Annotated in this window: 18 protein-coding genes, 1 other RNA gene and 1 pseudogene; 16 read left to right on the top strand and 4 right to left on the bottom strand. The window is 68.2% G+C overall.

Translation table 11 applies throughout. The features are described from left to right. Positions 1 to 32: 32 nt before the first annotated feature. Positions 33 to 1,058, bottom strand: a complete 1,026-nt coding sequence (locus tag D2E22_RS06415; protein WP_126032259.1) for an ABC transporter ATP-binding protein — start codon at positions 1,056 to 1,058, stop codon at positions 33 to 35. Positions 1,059 to 1,240: 182 nt separating this feature from the next. Between D2E22_RS06415 and D2E22_RS06420 the strand changes: the two genes are divergently transcribed. The 4 genes from D2E22_RS06420 to D2E22_RS06435 all read left to right on the top strand — a co-directional run bounded on the left by D2E22_RS06420 (position 1,241) and on the right by D2E22_RS06435 (position 4,536). Further along, positions 1,241 to 2,476, top strand: coding sequence for a sensor histidine kinase (locus D2E22_RS06420; RefSeq protein WP_126032260.1), 1,236 nt, complete (start codon positions 1,241 to 1,243; stop codon positions 2,474 to 2,476). A gap of 5 nt (positions 2,477 to 2,481) precedes the next feature. After that, on the top strand, positions 2,482 to 3,123 hold the full coding sequence (locus D2E22_RS06425; protein WP_126032310.1) for a response regulator transcription factor: 642 nt from the start codon (positions 2,482 to 2,484) through the stop codon (positions 3,121 to 3,123). 103 nt (positions 3,124 to 3,226) lie between these two features. Next, complete coding sequence (locus D2E22_RS06430; protein WP_206431383.1) at positions 3,227 to 3,865, top strand: BUD32 family EKC/KEOPS complex subunit; 639 nt, start codon at positions 3,227 to 3,229, stop codon at positions 3,863 to 3,865. Beyond that, positions 3,862 to 4,536, top strand: coding sequence for a DUF4037 domain-containing protein (locus D2E22_RS06435; protein WP_126032261.1), 675 nt, complete (start codon positions 3,862 to 3,864; stop codon positions 4,534 to 4,536). The genes D2E22_RS06430 and D2E22_RS06435 overlap by 4 nt, the downstream gene beginning before the upstream one ends. Here the strand turns inward: D2E22_RS06435 and D2E22_RS06440 are convergent. Further along, a complete protein-coding gene (locus D2E22_RS06440) occupies positions 4,509 to 5,534 on the bottom strand; it encodes an NAD(P)H-dependent amine dehydrogenase family protein (RefSeq protein WP_126032262.1) in 1,026 nt (341 codons plus the stop codon). The two genes, D2E22_RS06435 and D2E22_RS06440, sit on opposite strands and share 28 nt — an antisense overlap. A 275-nt stretch (positions 5,535 to 5,809) precedes the next feature. Here D2E22_RS06440 and D2E22_RS06445 point away from each other — a divergent pair, with 275 nt between their 5' ends. Further along, positions 5,810 to 6,643, top strand: a complete 834-nt coding sequence (locus D2E22_RS06445) for a Bax inhibitor-1/YccA family protein (RefSeq protein ID WP_126032263.1) — start codon at positions 5,810 to 5,812, stop codon at positions 6,641 to 6,643. 100 nt (positions 6,644 to 6,743) lie between these two features. Here the strand turns inward: D2E22_RS06445 and D2E22_RS06450 are convergent, their stop codons facing one another. After that, positions 6,744 to 7,520, bottom strand: coding sequence for a GTP pyrophosphokinase (locus D2E22_RS06450; RefSeq protein ID WP_126032264.1), 777 nt, complete (start codon positions 7,518 to 7,520; stop codon positions 6,744 to 6,746). A gap of 140 nt (positions 7,521 to 7,660) precedes the next feature. Here D2E22_RS06450 and miaB point away from each other — a divergent pair, with 140 nt between their 5' ends. The 9 genes and pseudogenes from miaB (at position 7,661) to D2E22_RS06495 (ending at position 17,887) form a co-directional block, all read left to right on the top strand. After that, on the top strand, positions 7,661 to 9,106 hold the full coding sequence (gene miaB / locus D2E22_RS06455) for a tRNA (N6-isopentenyl adenosine(37)-C2)-methylthiotransferase MiaB (RefSeq protein ID WP_126032265.1): 1,446 nt from the start codon (positions 7,661 to 7,663) through the stop codon (positions 9,104 to 9,106). 97 nt (positions 9,107 to 9,203) lie between these two features. Then, on the top strand, positions 9,204 to 10,235 hold the full coding sequence (gene miaA, locus D2E22_RS06460) for a tRNA (adenosine(37)-N6)-dimethylallyltransferase MiaA (protein WP_126032311.1): 1,032 nt from the start codon (positions 9,204 to 9,206) through the stop codon (positions 10,233 to 10,235). A gap of 67 nt (positions 10,236 to 10,302) precedes the next feature. After that, positions 10,303 to 13,143, top strand: a complete 2,841-nt coding sequence (locus tag D2E22_RS06465; protein ID WP_126032266.1) for a DNA translocase FtsK — start codon at positions 10,303 to 10,305, stop codon at positions 13,141 to 13,143. A 44-nt stretch (positions 13,144 to 13,187) separates the two neighbouring features. Further along, a pseudogene (pgsA, locus tag D2E22_RS06470) lies at positions 13,188 to 13,826 on the top strand (CDP-diacylglycerol--glycerol-3-phosphate 3-phosphatidyltransferase); the annotation flags it as partial. Positions 13,827 to 14,033: 207 nt separating this feature from the next. After that, the gene (locus D2E22_RS06475) at positions 14,034 to 14,624 is read left to right on the top strand and encodes a CinA family protein (RefSeq protein WP_241218263.1); all 591 of its coding nucleotides are present in this window, start codon (positions 14,034 to 14,036) and stop codon (positions 14,622 to 14,624) included. 63 nt (positions 14,625 to 14,687) lie between these two features. Then, the gene (locus D2E22_RS06480) at positions 14,688 to 15,203 is read left to right on the top strand and encodes a helix-turn-helix domain-containing protein (protein ID WP_126032313.1); all 516 of its coding nucleotides are present in this window, start codon (positions 14,688 to 14,690) and stop codon (positions 15,201 to 15,203) included. A gap of 154 nt (positions 15,204 to 15,357) precedes the next feature. After that, a complete protein-coding gene (locus D2E22_RS06485; RefSeq protein ID WP_126032268.1) occupies positions 15,358 to 15,597 on the top strand; it encodes a DUF3046 domain-containing protein in 240 nt (79 codons plus the stop codon). A gap of 281 nt (positions 15,598 to 15,878) precedes the next feature. Further along, on the top strand, positions 15,879 to 16,994 hold the full coding sequence (recA, locus tag D2E22_RS06490) for a recombinase RecA (RefSeq protein WP_126032314.1): 1,116 nt from the start codon (positions 15,879 to 15,881) through the stop codon (positions 16,992 to 16,994). After that, positions 16,994 to 17,887, top strand: a complete 894-nt coding sequence (locus D2E22_RS06495; RefSeq protein ID WP_241218264.1) for a regulatory protein RecX — start codon at positions 16,994 to 16,996, stop codon at positions 17,885 to 17,887. Before recA ends, D2E22_RS06495 begins: the two co-directional genes overlap by 1 nt. Positions 17,888 to 17,899: 12 nt before the next feature. On the opposite strand, the gene rnpB is transcribed toward D2E22_RS06495, so the two are convergent. Further along, positions 17,900 to 18,284, bottom strand: an RNA gene (gene rnpB / locus D2E22_RS06500) — RNase P RNA component class A. A 19-nt stretch (positions 18,285 to 18,303) separates the two neighbouring features. Between rnpB and D2E22_RS10530 the strand changes: the two genes are divergently transcribed. Together D2E22_RS10530 and hpf are read left to right on the top strand one after the other, a co-directional pair. Continuing rightward, complete coding sequence (locus tag D2E22_RS10530; RefSeq protein WP_164518440.1) at positions 18,304 to 18,441, top strand: hypothetical protein; 138 nt, start codon at positions 18,304 to 18,306, stop codon at positions 18,439 to 18,441. Between the two features lie 34 nt (positions 18,442 to 18,475). After that, positions 18,476 to 19,162, top strand: a complete 687-nt coding sequence (hpf, locus tag D2E22_RS06505; RefSeq protein ID WP_126032269.1) for a ribosome hibernation-promoting factor, HPF/YfiA family — start codon at positions 18,476 to 18,478, stop codon at positions 19,160 to 19,162. The last annotated feature ends 167 nt before the right edge of the window (positions 19,163 to 19,329 follow it).

Consider the following 19,329-nt stretch of genomic DNA (forward strand, 5'->3'; position numbering starts at 1 on the left):
GCTCTCCCTTCGTTGGATTGGTCGGCGCGGCCTCAGTCGCGCAGGTCGGTGCCGGTGAGCGCGAGGAACACGTCGTTGAGCGTCGGCGTGCGCGAGCTGACATGGCCCGCCGGCACGTCGAGGCGGTGCAGCTCCTGGAGCACGTCGATCAGGTTGTGCGCGCCGGGCACGCACGAGACGGTGAGCACGTCGTCCTCGTAGGCCGCGTCGCGCACGGCGCCGAGCGCGCGCAGCGCATCGAGCGTGCGTTCGCGCATCGCGTCGTCGCCGGCGAGCGTCGGCGCCTCGACGCTGATGCGCTCGCCGACGTCGATCATGCGCTTGAGCTCGTCGGCGGTGCCGAGCGCGATCTGGCGTCCGTGGTCGATGATCTGGATGCGGTCGCAGATCTGCTCGACCTCCTCCATGTAGTGGCTCGTGTACACGATCGTCGAGCCTTCGGCGTTGAGCTTCTCGATGCCTTCGAGGATCGAGTTGCGGCTCTGCGGGTCGACGGCGACGGTCGGCTCGTCGAAGAAGACGAGCTCGGGCTTGTGCACGACGCCGCACGCGATGTTGAGGCGGCGCAGCAGGCCGCCCGAGAGCTTGCGCGGACGGAACCTGCGGTAGTCGTCGAGGCCGACGAACGCGATCGCCTCATCGACGAGGCCCCGGCGGCGCGCGCGGTCGGCGACGTACAGCGAGCAGAAATAGGAGACGTTCTCCTCGACCGTCAGCTCGTTGAACACGGCGATGTCCTGCGGGACGATGCCGATGCGGCGCTTGAGCTCGTAGCTCGTCGGCCCCATCGGCTCGCCGAAGATGCGGATCTCGCCCGAATCGTAGGTGAGCAGGCCGAGGATGCAGTTGATCGCCGTCGTCTTGCCGGAGCCGTTCGGGCCGAGCAGCCCGTATATCTCGCCTCGACGCACCTGCAGGTCGAGGTAGTCGAGGGCGAGCTTGTCGCCGTAGTGCTTGACGAGCTCCTTGACGGCGATGGCGGGGGAGGGGTGCGCGACGCGCTGCGCGGGTCGTGGTGCCGTGCGCGTCCTGGAATCGGCATGGGTCGTATCGTTCATGCTCACCATGATGCGCGCGCCGGCGTCGGCGACATGGTGCCCCGAATACCGGCATTTCGTGAACGGATGGTGACTTTTGTCACGGCGCGCGTGACGGCGGCCATGCTGTACTCGATAATGGAATCCGCGGCGCCCGCGCCCGGGCGCCGCGCAAGGACGTACACGGAAAAAGGAGGACGCGGATGGCGGACATGGTCGTGCACGCGCTCCTCGTCGCCGTGTGCGTGCCGCTCGCCGTCATCGCGCACGGCGACGTCACCGCCGTCCTGATCGTCGGGGTCCTCGTCGTCGTCTCGCTCGCCGCGCTCACCGTGCTCGTCGGCGAACGCCGATGGGCCGCGATGGCCGCCCTGTACTGCGCCGCGGCGATCGCGCTGCCCGCATGGTCGGCGCTGCTGCCGGTCGTCGGCTGCGATGTCGCCGGACGGGTCGCGGCGGCCCCATGGCCGCGCGGCCGCCGCGCGCGCTTCTCGCTCGCCGGCATGCCGTGCGCCGCCGCCGCGGCGGCCGCCGTCTGCGCGTTCATGCGCTCCACGGCCGGCTGGCCGCAGGCCCCGGCGACGCTCGTCGCGCTGCTGCTCGTGCCGCTGACGGCGGCGACGAGCGCCGCCGGGTGGATGCGCGCCGACGGCAGGCGTGTGCAGCGGCGGTACCGCGCGCTCGCGGACATGCGCCGCGAGCGGCTGCGCCTGACGCATGCGCGCATCAACGACGTCGAGGCCTCGCGCGCCTCCGACATGCGACGCGCCCGGCTCAACGAACGCACGCGGATCGCGCGCGAGATCCACGACAACGTCGGCCATACGCTCACGCGTGCGATCATGATGGCGCAGGCCGACCAGGTCGTCGCGACGACGCTCGGCGACGCCGGGCACGCCGCGCAGTTCGCCAGGATCGGCGCGACGCTCGACGAGGCGATGACGATGATCCGCAGGTCGGTGCACGACCTCAAGGACGAAGGCACCGACTTCCAGGGGATGATGGAGGACGCCGCCGCCGTTTCGGAAGGCTCGGCGCTGCGGGTGCGGCTCGTCGACGGCATCCGGCAGGCGCCGTCGGCCCTCGCGCACTGCTTCGCCGCGATCATCCGCGAGGCGCTGACGAACACGGTGCGCCATGGCACGGCTCGCGAGGCGACGGTGCGGCTCATCGACCTGCCAGGGCTGTGGCAGCTCGTCGTGCAGGACGACGGCGGCAAGCCCGAACGCCCGGCGTCGCCCGGCGGCGGCATCGGGCTTGCCGATATCGAGGAACGCGCGCGTATGCTCGGCGGCACCGCAACCTGCGGACCGTACGCGCAAGGCTGGCGCGTCTTCGTCTCCGTGCCCAAGACGGGCGGCGGTGTGGAGGAACCGGCGTCGCCGACGCCGGCGGCTGCGGGGACGGCGGCACGCGCGACGGAAAGGGCGGAGGAATGACGACGATCTCGGCGGCCATCGTGGACGACGACCCGATCGTGTGCTCGTCGATCGGCACGATCCTGACGGCGACCGGCACCGCGACGGTGCTGTGGACGGCGCACGACGGCGCGTCCGCGGTGCGCGAATACGGGGCGCACCCGCCGGACGTGCTGCTCATCGACGTGCAGATGCCGGGCATGGACGGACTCGACGCGGCCGAACGGATCCTGCAAGGCCATCCGGGCGCGCGGATCCTGATACTGACGACCTTCGCCGACCCCGACTACATCCGGCGCGCCGTGCAGCTGCACACGAAGGGGTATCTGATCAAGCAGGACGTCGCGTCGGTCATCCCGGCCGTGCAGGCCGTCATGGCGGGTCAGGTCGTGCTCGGAGCCGAGGTGCTCGGGCAGATCGCGGCCGGCGGCGACGGTCGTGATGCGCGCCAGGAGACGCGGATCGTCGAGGACGAACGCTTCACACGGCTCACCGGGCGCGAGCGCGACGTGGCCGCGCTCGTCGCCGAAGGCTACGACAACCGGCAGATCGCCGCCGAGCTCCACCTGAGCGAAGGCACGGTGCGCAACCGCATCAGCGACATCCTCGCGAAGGCGAACATCGCGAACCGCACGAAGCTCGCCGTCGAATGGCTCAGCTGCCACTGACGGACGACGCTCGGCACTGCAGTCATTGCAAATGTTGTCATACTGATACGCAATATGAGTACGCGGGTTTTGTTTTCAAATCTGCATAGGTTATCATCATCTCATGGAGACAAAGGAGACAACGGTGGAGCAGGCCGGGGCGACGATGGACGTCAACGGCGCCCCCTACGAGGTCGCGCGCCTGCTCGGCAAGGGCAAAGGCGGCTATTCGTATCTCGTGCGGGATGCGGACGGCGTGCTGCGCGTGCTCAAGCAGATCCACCACGAGCCCTGCGCCTACTACCAGTTCGGGGACAAGCTCGCCTCGGAGCTCGCCGACTACCGGACGCTCACGCGGATCGGCGTCGCCATGCCGCGGATGCTAGACGTGGACGAGGGCGCCGAACGCATCCTCAAGGAGTACGTCGACGGCCCCACCGTCTACGAGCTCGTCCTCGCGGGCGACGTGCGCCCCGCCCATGTCGAGCGGATGCGCGCGATATGCCGCGGGCTGTACGCGGCGGACGTGAACATCGACTACTTCCCGACGAACTTCGTCGTGCAGGGGGACGAGCTGCTCTACGTCGACTACGAATGCAACGCCTACATGCAGGAGTGGGACTTCGAGCATTGGGGGATTCGCTACTGGGACCGCACGCCGGAGCTGCTCGCCTACGCCGCCGAACACGGCGACGAGGTGCGCGGGCGCGGCGCGCAGGACGCCGACGAAGGGCCGGCCGCGAACAAGGAGGAGACATCATGACACCGTTCGAATCGCTGTGGCGCGCCTTCGCGCAGCTGCCCGAGGTGACCGCGATCGCGCTGGGCGGCTCGCGTGCCGGCGGCGTGCACGACGCGACGAGCGACTACGACCTGTACATCTACTGCGACGCGCTGCCCGACGAGGCCGAACGCCGCGCGATCATCACCGAACGCTGCGGCTACGCCGAGATCGGCAACGCGTTCTGGGAGCTCGAGGACGACTGCACGCTCAACGACGGCGTCGACATCGACATCCTCTACCGCAGCCTCAACGACTTCGCGCGCTCGATCTCGGCGGTCGTCGACGAGGGGAGGGCCGCCACCGGATACACGACGTGCATGTGGCACAACCTGCTGCGCTGCCGCGTCCTGTTCGACCGCGACGGACGTCTCGAGGCGCTGCGCCGGCGGTACGCGGTCGACTATCCGAACGAGCTGCGCGCGAACATCATCGGCAAGAACATGCGCCTGCTCGCCGCGAACCTGCCGTCCTACGACCATCAGATCGCGAAGGCGGCCGCCCGCGGCGACCTCGTCAGCGTCAACCATCGCACGGCCGCGTATCTGGAATCGTACTTCGACGTGCTGTTCGCGCTCAACCGGATCACGCATCCGTGCGCGACGGGCGGCCACCGCGCCGCCGGTCAGGCGACGTACAGCGCGGCCGGGTAGGCGAGATAGCGGATCTCGTCGAGCTGGTCGACGGTGACGTAGCCGGCCGGCGCGTTGATCACGTCGGGGATGCGGTTGACGACCGTCGCGCAGGTGTGTTCGACGGTGGCCGGCTTGACGACGTGGAACTCGGTGCCGGGCTCGCCTTCGATCCTCCAGTCGCACATGTCGCCGTCGTCCGGGCCGTAGACCTTGCCGATGCAGGCGGTCTCGAGCACCGGCCCCTGCATCGTCTCCGTCGTGACGACCGCCGACATGCCGACGCACCTGCCGGCCGGGATCGTCTCGCCCATCGTCTGCGAGTACACGTCGACGTCGTTGAAGTACGGCACGGCCTTCTGCGTCTGCGACCTGACCGTCAGGCCGAGCCTCTGGGCGAGCGCCTCGTTCGAGTTCCACACGTACGACGGCACGATCTCCTCCGGCTGCGCGAGCCGCGCCTCGAACTCCTCGGCCGTCAGGCCCACGCCGTGCGCCTTCGCGAGCGCCAGGCCGTAGTCCTCGACGTTGTAGCTGACGGCGCCGGTGATCCTGTCGACGCGCTCGCAGCCGCCGGCGACCTGCGCGACCATGTTGATCCAGAAGATATCCTGCATGCCCGTGCCGACGATCGTCGCGCCGTGTTCCTTGGCGATGCGGTCGAGGCGGTTCGTGACGGCCGGGTTCGTCGTCCACGGGTAGATCGCCTCCTCGCAGGTCGTGACGACGCTGACGCCGTGCTCGAGGCACAGCGTGCACATCGGTGCGATGTCGTCCATGAAGCTGAACAGCGTGACGACGGCGATGTCGGCGTCGCACGCGTCGAGCACCGCCTCGGCGTCGTCGCTCACCTTGACGTTGAGCGGGCCGATGCCGGCGAACTCGCCGATGTCCATGCCGACGACGTCCGGGTTGACGTCGATCGCGCCGACGATCCGGATGCCCTTGTCATGCATGTAGCGCACCGTGTACTTCGCCATCTTGCCGCAGCCGTACTGAATCGCCCGTATCGGTTCCATCGTCGCTCCTTTGTTCCGGATGGTTCGTTCGTGCCCCCGGTCCGTCGTCGTCGACGCCCGGGCGTGCCATCCACTATAACCCGTCGCGCCGGGCGCGGCGCACCGGGCGGTCCCGTCCGCACCCCGCCGAGGACGGGAATACCGGCCCTCCGGCGTCTGTTGTGAAGATACTGCGAAATTTGCGGACCCACATGGTTTTCCCAGCGGGCTTTCAGCCAGGCGACGCGGAGGGCCGGTAGGATGGGGACGAACGAAGCAACATCAAGGAGCAACGAATGACTTACGGTCAGCAGCCGGGCGCGCGGCGCCCGGACGGCGCCCAGCCGTACGGCGCGGCGCCGCAGTACGGCATGTATGGCGATCCGAACCAGGGGGCCGGGACGATGCGCCCCGGCGCCGACGGCGTCTACACGATCCAGCCCACCGCCGTCACCGAGCGCGCCGAGCACGCCTCGATGACGCGCGCCTACGGCGAGATGACGATCGCGCTCGTGCTCACGGGCCTCGTCGCGATCGTCACGAACATGACGCATCTGTATGAGAACTTCCTCGCCGCGACCGGCGCCATCGGCGTATGGCTGCCGATGATAGTCGAGGTCGGCATCGCCATCTACCTGGGCATGCGCGTCATGAACATGAAGTCGTCGACGGCGCGCGTGTGGTTCTACGTCTACGCGGCGCTCATGGGCTTCTCGCTGAGCGTCATCTTCAGCTTCTACGAAATCGCTACGATCGGCTACGCGTTCCTGATCAGCGCCGTCTTCTACTTCGCGCTGACGATGTTCGGTCTGACGACGAAGGCGAACATGCTCAAGGCCGGCCCGGTGCTGCTCATCGGCCTCGTCGTGCTCATCGTCACGCAGGTCGTGCTGATGTTCGTCGCGCCGACGAACACGATGCTCAAGGTCGTCGCCGCGATCGGCGTCGTGCTGTTCGCCGGCATGACGATCTACGACGCGCAGTTCACAAAGCGCATCTTCGCGCAGTACGCGTCGCAGGGGCCGGAGATGATCAAGCGCGTCTCGATCCTGTGCGCGCTCAACCTCTACCTGGACTTCGTCAACATGTTCCTCTACATCCTGCAGCTGCTGGGACTGAGCAGGGACTGACGTCCGCGCGACGACGCGGCGCATATCAAGGGCGGCCGGTGCATCCTCGGATGCGCCGGCCGCCCTTGCCGTCCACGGTGTTCCGCCGCTCGTCGCGCCCTCAGCTCAGATGCCGCGGCGAGCCGTCGGTCACCGGCGCCTGCAGCCCCTGCGGCGCGCCGTTGATGTCCCGATGGATCGTCTGCATCTGCGTCTCGACGTTCTGCAGCGATCGCGCGCAGTCGAGCAGCGTCTGCGAATGCTCGCTGAGCTTGGCGTCGGGAAGGTCGGTCTTGTAGCGCAGCGCATGTTCGAGGCTCGCCCAGTAGTCCATCGCGATCGTGCGGAACTGCACCTCGACGGGCGTGTAGTGCGCGCCCGACGACAGGAACACCGGCACCGCGTAGATGACATGCAGCGAACGGTAGCCGTTCTGCTTGGGGTTGAGGATGTAGTCCTTGACGCGCAGCACCTGGATGTCCGACTGCGCGGACAGGTAGTTGGCCACCGAGTACACGTCGTCGCGGTAGTTGCAGATGACGCGGATGCCGGCGACGTCGAAGAGGTTGTCGCGCACCGACCTGACGGTGAGCGGCAGATGCTTGCGGCGCATCTTCTCGATGATCGAATCGATCGATTTGAGGCGGCGCTCCATGTGGTGGATCGGGTCGTGCGAGAAATGCACCTGGAACTCCGAATCGAGGATCTCGAGCTTCGTGCTGATCTCGTACATCGCGCCCTCGTACACCTGCATCTGGTCGATGAATTCGGTCACGGCGTCCACCTGGGACGTCTCGATCGGCGACGCGCCGTCGCGTTGCGCGAGTTCGTCGGCGATCACGCTCAAGCGGGCGCGCAGTTCGTTGGTGTTCACACGGGTCTGACGGTCAAGTATCACGATGGACCATTGTAGCGGGCTCACCTGCCGGGATGCCGGGAACGCGCGGCGGCGCGCATATGGCGCACGGTCGCGCCGCCGTCGCGGCGATGCGCCGCGGGGCGCGCGCACTGTGCCCGCCCTCGGTTAGCATGTGCGGTATGAACGAAGAGATGATGACCGAAGCGGAGCGCGCGCCCGAGGGCACCCCCGCGGCCGCCGCGGGGCGCGGCAGGGGCGTGTTCGCCGTGCGCACGCTCGGATGCCAGATGAACGTGCACGACTCCGAACGCATCGCCGGCGTCCTCGAGGCGGCCGGCTACGTGCGTGCGAGCCATGAGCAGGAGGAGGCGCGCGACCTCGACCTCATCGTCATGAACACCTGCGCGGTGCGCGAGAACGCCACCGAGCGCATGTACGGGACAATCGGCCTGTGGGCGGGGATGAAGCGCGAGCGCCCGCACATGCAGATCGCGGTCGGCGGCTGCATGGCGCAGCTCGACCGCGAACGGATCGCGCAGCGCACGCCGTGGGTCGACGCCGTCTTCGGCACACGCAACATCGAGGACCTGCCGGCGCTGCTCGAACAGGCGAAGTCCACCGGCCGACCGCAGACGAAGGTCAACGAGCGCCTCGAGGTCTTCCCGAGCGAGCTGCCGGCGCATCGGGCGTCGAAGACGTCGGCGTGGGTGGCGATTTCGGTCGGCTGCAACAACACCTGTACGTTCTGCATCGTGCCGACGACGCGCGGCAAGGAGCGTGACCGCCGTCCCGGCGACGTGCTCGACGAGATCCGCGCCGTCGTCGCCGACGGCGCGAAGGAAGTCACGCTGCTGGGGCAGAACGTGAACTCCTACGGCTACGGCATCGGAGACCGCTACGCGTTCTCGAAGCTGCTGCGCGCGTGCGGGGACATCGACGGCCTCGAGCGTGTGCGTTTCACGTCGCCGCATCCGGCCGCCTTCACCGACGACGTCATCGCAGCGATGGCCGAGACGCCGAACGTCATGCATCAGCTGCACTTCCCGCTGCAGTCGGGTTCCGACCGCATCCTGCGCGCGATGCGCCGCTCATACCGCTCGGGGCGTTTCCTCGCGATCCTGGAGAGGATCCGCGCGGCGATGCCGGACGCGCAGATCTCCACCGACGTCATCGTCGGCTTCCCCGGCGAGACCGAGGAGGATTTCCAGGACACGCTGCGCGTCGTCGAGCAGGCGCGCTTCTCGTCGGCGTTCACGTTCATCTATTCGCCGCGTCCGGGCACACCGGCCGCCGCGATGGAGCAGGTGCCGCACGAGGTGGCCCGCGAGCGCCTCGAACGGCTGCTCGCGTTGCAGGAGCGCATCACCGCCGAGAACCTGAGCGGATTCGAGGGGCGCGACGTCGAGGTCATGGTGACCGGCCACTCCGGCAAGAAGGACGGCGAGACGCACCGCGTCACCGGCCGCGAGCGCACCGGCGTGCTCGTGCACGTCGGCGTGCCGGAGGGCGAGCCGACGCCCGGGGTCGGCGACTTCGTGACGGCGACCGTCACGCACGCCGGCGTGCACAACCTCATCGCCGACCCGGACGTCGCGGCCGGGCAGACCTACATGGTGCGGCGTTGAGGCGGCCGCGCGAGCGGGGCGACGATCGATGGACGGGCCGACGGGCATGAGAACGGACGATGGAGGAGCGGGTGTGCGGATGGACGGCGCGGACGACATGGACGGCGCGCGGGAACCGGCGGTGACGGCGCACGACGGGGCGAGGCCGTCGACGCGGGTCGTGTCGATCGTCGGGCCGACGGCGTCGGGCAAGACCGGCCTCGGCATAGCGATCGCGCGGCGTCTGGCCGAACGCGGCGAACGGGCCGAGATCGTCAATGCGGACGCTTACCAGATGTACAGGGGCATGGACGTCGGCACCGCGAAGGCGAGCGCCGACGAACGAGCCGCCGTGCCGCACCATCTGCTCGACGTCATCGAGCCGGACGACGCGATGTCGGTCGCGCGCTTCCAGCGGATGGCGCGCGACTGCATCGCCGACCTGCAGGCGCGGGGGATCCGCCCGATCCTCGTCGGCGGCTCGGGGCTCTACGCGCGTGCGGCGATCGACGACATCACGTTCCCCGGCACCGATCCGGCCGTGCGCGCGCGGCTCGAGGAACGCGCCGAACGCGAAGGCCCGGGCGTCCTGTTCGCCGAGCTCGAGCGGCTCGACCCCGAGGCGGCGGCGCGCATGGACCCGCGCAACCCGCGGCGCACCGTGCGCGCGCTCGAGGTGATCGAGGTCACCGGACGGCCGTATTCGGCGTCGCTGCCGCGCTACCGCTACGTCATCCCGTCGGTCCAGATCGGCCTCGACCTGCCTCGCGCCGAGCTCGACCGGCGCATCGACCTGCGCACGCGGACGATGTTCGACGACGGCTTCGTCGACGAGGTGCGCAGGCTGCGGCCGCATCTGGGCGCGACCGCGTCGCGCGCGCTCGGCTACCAACAGGTCATCGACCATCTCGACGGCCTGGCCGACCTTGATGAGACGCGCCTCCTCGTCGCGCAGAGGACGAAGCGCCTCGCGCGCAAGCAGATGGGCTGGTTCGGCCGCGACCCGCGCATCCACTGGCTGCAGGCCCTCAACCCGCGGCTCGTGGATCTGGCGATGGGGATCATCGACGTGGCCGACGGCGGCGGCTACGACGCCGTCGACATGCATGCGGACGAGTACGTCCGCCATCGTCTCGGCGACCTGGAGTGATACCGGCGGCATCGTCCGCGCGCGGCGCTCCGGCGGGCGCGGCCTCGCGGTAGAATCAAGGACTGTTATGGCACGATCCACATCCTCGAACGCAAGCAAACGACCGCGCAAGGCGAGCTCGAACGGCTCGTCGGCGCCGGCGGCGAAGGGACGCCGCGCGTCGCAGGACGCCGACGAACCCTCGTGGAAGCGTGCGCTGCTCGCCGTGCCGCGCGCCTTCGGCGCCGCCGTGCGCAAGGTGAGCGTCGGCGACTACGATCCGGCGTACCGCCGCGACGGCCTGTGCTTCGCGCTCATCGTCCTCGCCGTCTTCTTCGTCGGCTCCGAATGGTTCCGAGTCAGCGGCCCGCTCGGACAGGGTCTGCACGCCTTCGCCTCGGGCCTGTTCGGCGTCATGAGCATCGTCGTGCCGGTGCTGCTCGTGCTCGTCTCGATCCGCCTGATCCGCAACTCCGGCAGGGGGTCGGGCAATCCGAGCGTGCTCGTCGGCTGGACGATGCTGCTGTGGTCGGTGTGCTCGATCATCGACGTCGTCATGGCCGCCGACACGAAGGAGTTCTCCTGGGCCAACCTGCAGCAGGCGGGAGGCCTGTTCGGCTTCCTGATCGGCTCGCCGCTCGCGTGGGGGCTCTCGCAGAGTTTCGCGATCATCGTGTTCGTCGTATCCGCGCTGTTCTCGATCCTGCTCATCACACGCACCCACGTCACCGAGGTCCCCGCCAAGCTGCGCGCATGGTTCGGCGGCGCCCCGCATGAGGATGCGGCCGACGCCGACCGTTTCCCCAACGAGGTGCGCGTCGGCGACGACGACACGCTGCGCTTCGCCGAGGGCGTGCCGACGCATGAAGGCGACGACGGGGACAATGCGGCGCCGGCGCGGCGCGAAGGCCTGTTCAGCCGTCTGTTCCGCCGTCGCAGGCGGCGCGGCGACTCCGGCGAGCTCGACAGCTACGCCGGCGACGAGGCCTTCGTCAACGCGGCGAGCCGGCACGGCGAGACCGCCGAGACGCGCGTCGTCGGCGCGCCGCGCACGGTGAGCAGCGGCGGCGCCTACAACGACGACGCGACGCGCGCCATCGACTCGAACACCTGGTCGGCGCAGCAGCCGGAGGTCCACACGACGCCGATGCCGTCGGGGTCGATCCCGGCGACGACGGCATCGACGGGCGACCCGTGGGGCGCGCTCGACGACGGCATGTCGTCGCTGCTCGTCTCGCCGCGCACCGGCGAGGTCGTCGACATGCGCGCCGCAGCCGCGGCGGCGGCGCCGATCCCCCGGCCGTCCGGTGTCCCCGCCGCGGGCGGCGTCGAGGACGCGGCCGTCGCCGAAGCGGGGGAAGCGGGCGGTCCCGATGCGGGCGCCGAGGATGCGCCGTACCGGCTCCCCGAACTGAACCTGCTGATGAAGGGGCAGCCGCATGCGGCGCACACGCAGGCGAACGACAACGTCATCCGCGCGCTCAACACCACGTTCCAGCAGTTCAAGGTCGACGCGAAGGTCGTCGGCTTCCTGCGCGGACCGTCGGTCACGCAGTACGAGGTCGAGGTCGCCCCGGGCGTCAAGGTCGAGAAGGTGACGAACCTCGACAAGAACATCGCCTACGCCGTCGCGAGCTCCGACGTGCGCATCCTCTCGCCGATCCCCGGCAAGTCGGCGATCGGCATCGAGATCCCGAACACCGACCGCGAGATCGTCCATCTGGGCGACGTGCTGCGTTCGGACAAGGCGATGAACGACCCCAACCCGATGCTCGCCGGCGTCGGCAAGGACGTCGAGGGCCACTTCGTGACCGCCGACCTGACGAAGATGCCGCATCTGCTCGTCGCCGGCGCCACCGGCTCGGGCAAGTCGAGCTTCATCAACTCGATGCTCACGTCGATCATCATGCGCGCCACGCCCGATCAGGTGCGCATGATCATGGTCGACCCCAAGCGCGTCGAGCTGTCCGCGTACGCAGGCATCCCGCATCTGCTTACGCCGATCATCACCGATCCGAAGAAGGCCGCGCAGGCGCTCGAATGGGTCGTCAAGGAGATGGACGCGCGCTACAGCGACCTCGAGTTCTTCGGGTTCCGCCACGTCAAGGACTTCAACGAGGCGGTGCGCGCCGGCAAGGTGCACGCGCCGGCCGGATCGAAGCGCAAGGTGGCGCCCTACCCGTACCTGCTCGTCGTCGTCGACGAGATGGCCGATCTGATGATGGTCGCGAAGAACGACGTGGAAAGCTCGATCCAGCGCATCACGCAGCTCGCGCGCGCCGCCGGCGTCCACCTCGTGCTCGCCACGCAGCGCCCTTCGGTAGACGTCGTCACCGGCCTGATCAAGGCGAACATCCCCTCGAGGCTCGCCTTCGCGACGTCGTCGGCGACCGATTCGCGCGTCATTCTCGACGCGACCGGCGCCGAGACGCTCATCGGGCAGGGCGACGCGCTGTTCATGCCGATGGGCATGGCCAAGCCGATCCGCGTGCAGGGCGCGTGGGTCAACGAGTCGGAGATCCGCAAGGCCGTCGACTTCGTGCGCCAGCAGCGCAAGCCGCATTACCGGCAGGACATCGAGCAGATGGCGAACGAGGCGGAGAAGTCGAAGCTCGACCCGACCGAGGACATCGGCGGCGACATGGACGAGCTGCTGCAGGCCGCCGAACTCGTCGTCAGCTCGCAGTTCGGCTCGACGTCGATGCTGCAGCGCAAGCTGCGCGTCGGCTTCGCGAAGGCAGGGCGCCTGATGGACCTGCTCGAATCGCGCGGCGTCGTCGGACCGTCGGAGGGCTCGAAGGCGCGCGAAGTGCTCGTGCAGCCGGCCGACCTGCCGCAGGTGCTCGCGTTCATCAAGGGTGAGACGACGTCGCTGACCACCGGCCCGTCCGAGGCCGCGGAGGCGCCGGCGCCGCCGTCCGGGGACTGAGCCCCGCCGGACTGTGTCATACGGCGTGGGGTAGTCTGAACGGCATGGAACAGCGAAGCAAACGTGCATCATGGTGGGAGGGGTGGAACACCCCGGCGAATCTCGTCACCTTCTCCCGCATCGTCCTCGTCGTCGTCTTTCTCGGCCTGTACATCGGCGCGGGGCAGTGGGGTTCGCGCAACATGGGCATGCGCTGGGCGGCCGCGATCGTTTTCATCGTCGCGGCGTCGACGGACAAGATCGACGGCTGGATGGCTCGCAAATACAATCAGGTGACCGAACTGGGCAAGCTGTTGGACCCGATCGCGGACAAGCTGCTCACGCTCGGCACGCTCATCGTGGCCGCGAGCCTCAACGAGTTCGGCATCGCGTGGCTCGGCTGGCTCGTCACCGCGTTGTTCTTCGTGCGCGAGGTCGGTATCACGGTGATGCGGTTCTTCGTCATCGACCACGGCGGCGCCGTCATCGCCGCCTCCCAGCTCGGCAAATACAAGACCCTCACGCAGTGCCTCGGCCTGGGGCTGTTGCTCATCCCGGTGTGGTCCCTCGTGCCGGCCGGCTCGCATCCGGCGTGGCTGACCGTCTACTTCGTGGTCGCCTACACGCTGATCTACTTCTCGCTGATCCTGTGCCTGTATTCGGGATGGGAGTATGTCCGCGGCGTGCTCAAGGCCTCGAAGGCCTCCGGCGCGCACGTCAAGGCGGCCCACGGCGATCCGGGCGACGCGGCGGTCACGTCGGACGATGCGGGCGCGGACGCCGGACGCTGATCTTCGCAAACGCCACCGGACGACGCCCGGCATGCCGTCCGGCGGACCCGCATGCGCGCCCCACGGCGGGGCGCGCACGTTCATATGGGCGCGTATGCGCATGAGGATGGGAGGTGAACGATGACACGGTTCGAGGTCGAGGGCGCCGATCCGCGCCTGATCGACGACATGGGGCTCCTGCGCCGCTACTGCGACGAGCAGGCTTCGGCGATCCTCGCATGGTGCGGGGCGCGCGGCGTGAGGATCGCATGCGCCGAATCGCTCACCGGCGGCCTGCTCGCCGACGCCTTCGTCAGGATCCCCGGCGCCTCGCGCGTCTTCCTCGGTTCGGCGGTGACCTACGACATCCACGCGAAGGAGGCGGTGCTCGGCGTCGATGGCGACCTGTTGCGCGCACACGGCGCCGTCGACCCGCAGGTGGCGCGCGAGATGGCGGCCGGCACGGCCCGGCTGTTCAGCCGACCGGAATATCGCTCCGGGATTATCGGCCTGTCGACGACCGGCGTCGCGGGGCCCGGACCTGATGAGGACAAACCGGCCGGATTAGTGTACTTCGGCGTGTCGCTACCACAAAACGAGTATTTTTTCACGAGTCCTTCACACTATGCAGTAGAGTTGGATTTGCAAGGTTCCAGAGAGGTTATTAGACAGCGGGCCGTGGGTTGTGTTCTGGGAAACCTGAGACAATTCACAGGTTCTTCACAGGAATGAGTCCCGATACTGGAACCGAAGAACACTGTCGATAAGGAAAGGAGCGTGATCGCCATGAATGATATGGACATGATGACTTTCACCGAAGGACAGACCGAGGTCAAGAAGGTTGAGGTTTCCACTCCGTCTCGCAATGGAACGGCGCGCATGCGCGAACTGACGCCGGCCCAGCGCCGCGCGGTCATGTTCGCTCAGCAGCAGGTGCTTCGCGCGCGTGCCGCCAAGAAGGCCAAGGACGAGCGTCAGGCGGCGCTTGTGCGCATGTGGCAGGAGGAGGACGTCGAGACGACCAAGCCCCGCACCGTCATCCGCAAGCGCGAGACGATGGGCGAAGTCAAGGAGGTGTCGCTGCGCGAGGCCATCGGCCATGTACTGCGCGATTTGCGCACGCATGACCACAAGACGCTGCGCGAGGTCAGCGAGAAGGCCGGGGTCTCCCTCGGCTACCTCTCCGAAGTCGAACGCGGACAGAAGGAGGCCAGCTCCGAACTGCTCGCGTCGATCTCCGAGTCGCTCGGCCTGAGCACGTCGCAGATGCTGCGCATGGTCGCCGACTACCTCGACTCCGTGGAAGCCTGAAACGACTCCGACACGGCGCGGGCCGCGCATGACGGCCGGCTGATGCGCCTGAGCATGGATGGGGACGCCCCTCGGGGCGTCCCCATTCCCGTTTGCGCGGCCCTGTGTCCGCGGGGCTTTCGCGCGGGGCGCGGGAGGTGTACAGTGGCGCGGTATGCGTGAACGAGAATTCTGGGAACTGCTCGAGGAAGTGTTCGGCAGGAGCTACGGGCGTGCGCTCGCCCGGGACCAGCGTCTGACGAAGCTCGGCGGCAGGACCGTCGTCGAGGCGCTCGGCGACGGCGAGGAGCCTCGCATCGTGTGGAACGTGCTGTGCGACCAGATGGACGTGCCCGATGCGCGGCGCTGGGGCAAGGACCATGCGGCGCCGCCGCTGCCGGTCGACTTCCTCTGACGCCGCCGCGACACGCCGCCGACATTCGAACAAATGTTCGTATCTTCGGGTATGATGGTGCCCCGGCACAGCCGACGCGGTTGTGCGGCGCTCGGCGAAATGTGGATGACGGCACCGTCCGTACACATGGTCCGTCCTTCTGGACGGGCGCGGCGCGTCGCGTGTACCGTGGATGGCGCCTGTGCGGCACCGGCCGTGCGCGCGCCCGTGGCATCGTAAGACAAAGGAGGGCTGCAATGGCAGCGGCGAAGGCGGAGAAAGCCAAGGAGTCCGACAAGGGCATGAGCTTCGGGCAGAATGTGGACCCGCGGCGTCAGGAGGCGCTCAGGAACGCGCTCAAGCAGGTGGAGAAGAGCTTCGGCAAGGGCTCGGCGATGCGTCTGGGCGACAAGCCCGAACAGGACGTCGAGGTCATCCCGACCGGATCCCTCGCGCTCGACATGGCGCTCGGCATCGGCGGTCTGCCACGCGGCCGCGTCGTCGAGATCTACGGGCCGGAATCGTCCGGCAAGACGACGCTCGCGCTCCACGTCGTCGCGAACGCGCAGAAGAACGGCGGCGTCGCGGCGTTCATCGACGCCGAGCACGCGCTCGACCCGGTCTATGCGCGCAATCTGGGCGTCGACACCGATTCGCTCATCGTCTCGCAGCCGGACAACGGCGAGCAGGCGCTTGAGATCGCGGACATGCTCATCCGTTCCGGCGCGCTCGACGTCATCGTCATCGACTCGGTCGCGGCCCTCGTGCCGAAGGCGGAGATCGAGGGCGACATGGGCGACAGCCACGTCGGCCTGCAGGCGCGCCTGATGAGCCAGGCGCTGCGCAAGATGACCGGCGCGCTCGCGCAGGCGAACACGACCGCGATCTTCATCAACCAGCTGCGCGAGAAGATCGGCGTCTTCTTCGGCAGCCCGGAGACGACGACCGGCGGCAAGGCGCTCAAGTTCTACGCGTCGGTGCGTATGGACATCCGCCGCATCCAGACGCTCAAAAGCGGCGACGACGCGGTCGGCAACCGCACGAAGGTCAAGGTCGTCAAGAACAAGATGGCGCCGCCCTTCAAGTCGGCCGAGTTCGACGTGCTCTACGGCGAGGGCATCTCGCGCGAGGGCTCGGTGCTCGACATGGCGTTGCAGACCGACATCGTCAAGAAGTCCGGTTCGTGGTTCACCTACGAGGGCGAGCAGCTCGGCCAGGGGCGCGAGAACGTGCGCCGCTTCCTCAAGGACAATCCGCAGATCGTCGACGAGATCGAGAACAAGGTCAAGATCGCCTACGGTCTCATCGACGCGCCCGAGGACACCTTCGCGCAGGGCGAGGAGGTCGAGTCCACGATCGAGTCCGAGGACATCGCCGCGACCGCGGCCGGCGACGAGACGGCGAGGAAGGACGGCTGATGATCTCGGTCGAGGAGTTCCTCGCGGCGCATCCGGTGCCGGCGCCCCAGGACGGCGGCCCCGTGCGGGTCCCGGCCGGCTCCGGCCATGATGTCGGCGCTCCGGCCTCGGCGGCGGACGGCCCCGATGCGACGTACGTCCGCCGCGCCGGCCATGCCGCCGTGCAGGCGACCGCCGACGGCGGCACGGCCATGGACGCCGACGCCGATGCGGACGGCTGTGTGGACGGGGACGCGTCGGCGGATATGGACGCGCCCCTGCCCGCGGCGCACTTCGGCGGCGTCTTCGGCGCCTCGGGGGACGACGACGTCCGTCGCGCTCGTGGCGCGCGGCACGCCGGCGGCGTGCGCGGCCGCGACGGGCGACGCCGTTCGGCGGCTGGCTTCGCCTATACACCGACGGACGATCCCCACGACGAGGAGCGATGCAAGGAGGCGGCGCTGCGGCTGCTCGACGCCGCTGCGCGTTCGACCGGGACGCTGCGCGCCAAGCTCGCCGAACGCGGCTACGCCGACGACGTCGTCGCGAAGGTCGTCGACCGCCTGACCGAACTGCGGCTGCTCGACGACGAGGACTATGCGCGCTCGGTCGTGCGCTCCTGCGCGAAGCGGATGATGGGGATGCGCGGCGCCGTCATGGAGATGACTCGCAAGGGCGTCGACCGCGCGCTGGCGATGCGCGTCGCTGCCGAGGCCGCCGACGACGGCGTCTTCGTCGACGCGGCGTGGGCGCTTGGCCGCGCCGTCGCCGCGCGCACCCGCGGCAATGATGCGCAGGTCGCGCGCCGTCGCTTCTGGGGTGCCGGGGGTCGCAAGGGGCATGACCCGCAGACGCTGCGCGAGGTCGGCGATGCGCTGTTCCGCACCCAGGGCGATGACGGGGCGGGGGAATGACAGGCAGGATGAGGGGTGAGACCTCTTATACCCCGGGTTCTGTCGTGGTGCGGCGTCCTGAAACGCCGCACCACGGATGGCCATCCATCTCGACCTGACGTCGCCGTCAGGCTCTAGCAGCCTACCCGAAGACATTGGGCGAGCAGCCCTCAAGCGTCTTCTGCTTGGCCTTGCTCCCGATGAGGCTTGCCATGCGGCCGGCTGTTACCAGCGGCCCGGTGGTCTCTTACACCGCCGTTTCACCCTTACCCGTCCTTTAACGACTTAAAGGGCGGGCGGTCTGTTCTCTGCTGCGCTATCTCTCAGGTCACCCTGGGCGGACGTTATCCGCCATCGTGCTCTGCGGAGCCCGGAAGTTCCTCAACCATGTTCTGGTCGCGGCCATCAAGAGGTCTCAAAGGCAGTATTGTAGCACCATGCGCGACATCGGCGCCAATATGGTCGCGGCCGTATCGAAAAAGTTAAACCAGCAGCTTTACCGCATTTTCCCGCATGTCGTCGGTTACAATGAGTGGTATCCGGACGGCGGCATCGTCGTCTCGGTCCGCATATAGCGGCATGACGCCGCTTGAGTCTAGGGAGGTCCACATGGATATCGTGATTACCGGCCGTCACATTCAGATCAAGCAGAAGTTCCGTGACGTCGTCGAAAGCAAGATGAATCGTGTGACCGCAATCGCCCCTGATGCGCAGCGCGTCCAGATCGTGCTGTCGCATGAGGGCAATCCGCGTATGCATGACACGGCGATGCGCGTCGAGCTCACCGTCATCGCCGGCGCCACCGTCGTCCGCGCCGAGGCCTCGAGCCTCGACGAGATCAGCGCGCTCGATCTGGCGCTCGACAAGCTGACGCTGCGTCTGCGCCGCGCGCGCGACCGCCGCAAGGATCACCGCAAGAACTACACGCCGGTCCCGGTCGACGCGGGCGAGTTCGTCCCGCCGTCCGAGGAGGAAGAGGACATCATGGGCGCCGCCGCCGACGCCAACAGCCCGGCGGCCGCAGTCGCGTCCGATCTCGGCCCCGGCGAGTCCATCGAGGTGCATGTCGGCGATACGCCGATCGTCATCCGCCGCAAGCTCCACGTCGCCGAGCCGATGAGCATCGACGAGGCACTCTACGAGATGGAGCTCATCGGCCATGACTTCTTCCTGTTCGTCAACAAGGACACGATGCGCCCGTCGGTCGTTTACCACCGCCATGGCTGGAGCTACGGCGTCTTCGAGATTGACACCCCGGAGAACATCAAGAAGGCCGAGGAGGCCAAAAAGGCCTGATCCCGGGCCATCGCCGCGATCCGAAGGGTCGCGGCGCAGATGAACGGTCGGTGCCGGCGCCCGAGGAGGGAAGCCGGCGCCGACCGTTTTCCGTGTTCGCATGAAGGGGATGCACGGGGGCGGCCTGTCGTTTGTGGATGTCTTGTGACGGAACGTGAGAAATTTGC

It is taken from the genome of Bifidobacterium castoris, from assembly GCF_003952025.1.
Taxonomy (GTDB): domain Bacteria; phylum Actinomycetota; class Actinomycetes; order Actinomycetales; family Bifidobacteriaceae; genus Bifidobacterium; species Bifidobacterium castoris.

Bases quoted from the DNA above. Each gene is read 5' to 3' on its own strand.
- D2E22_RS06415 (WP_126032259.1), bottom strand. From the start codon at position 1,058: ATGAACGATACGACCCATGCCGATTCCAGGACGCGCACGGCACCACGA.
- D2E22_RS06420 (WP_126032260.1), top strand. From the start codon at position 1,241: ATGGCGGACATGGTCGTGCACGCGCTCCTCGTCGCCGTGTGCGTGCCG.
- D2E22_RS06430 (WP_206431383.1), top strand. From the start codon at position 3,227: ATGGAGACAAAGGAGACAACGGTGGAGCAGGCCGGGGCGACGATGGAC.
- D2E22_RS06435 (WP_126032261.1), top strand. From the start codon at position 3,862: ATGACACCGTTCGAATCGCTGTGGCGCGCCTTCGCGCAGCTGCCCGAG.
- D2E22_RS06440 (WP_126032262.1), bottom strand. From the start codon at position 5,534: ATGGAACCGATACGGGCGATTCAGTACGGCTGCGGCAAGATGGCGAAG.
- D2E22_RS06445 (WP_126032263.1), top strand. From the start codon at position 5,810: ATGACTTACGGTCAGCAGCCGGGCGCGCGGCGCCCGGACGGCGCCCAG.
- miaB (WP_126032265.1), top strand. From the start codon at position 7,661: ATGAACGAAGAGATGATGACCGAAGCGGAGCGCGCGCCCGAGGGCACC.
- miaA (WP_126032311.1), top strand. From the start codon at position 9,204: ATGGACGGCGCGCGGGAACCGGCGGTGACGGCGCACGACGGGGCGAGG.
- D2E22_RS06465 (WP_126032266.1), top strand. From the start codon at position 10,303: ATGGCACGATCCACATCCTCGAACGCAAGCAAACGACCGCGCAAGGCG.
- D2E22_RS06475 (WP_241218263.1), top strand. From the start codon at position 14,034: ATGACACGGTTCGAGGTCGAGGGCGCCGATCCGCGCCTGATCGACGAC.
- D2E22_RS06480 (WP_126032313.1), top strand. From the start codon at position 14,688: ATGGACATGATGACTTTCACCGAAGGACAGACCGAGGTCAAGAAGGTT.
- D2E22_RS06485 (WP_126032268.1), top strand. From the start codon at position 15,358: ATGCGTGAACGAGAATTCTGGGAACTGCTCGAGGAAGTGTTCGGCAGG.
- recA (WP_126032314.1), top strand. From the start codon at position 15,879: ATGAGCTTCGGGCAGAATGTGGACCCGCGGCGTCAGGAGGCGCTCAGG.
- D2E22_RS06495 (WP_241218264.1), top strand. From the start codon at position 16,994: ATGATCTCGGTCGAGGAGTTCCTCGCGGCGCATCCGGTGCCGGCGCCC.
- D2E22_RS10530 (WP_164518440.1), top strand. From the start codon at position 18,304: ATGCGCGACATCGGCGCCAATATGGTCGCGGCCGTATCGAAAAAGTTA.
- hpf (WP_126032269.1), top strand. From the start codon at position 18,476: ATGGATATCGTGATTACCGGCCGTCACATTCAGATCAAGCAGAAGTTC.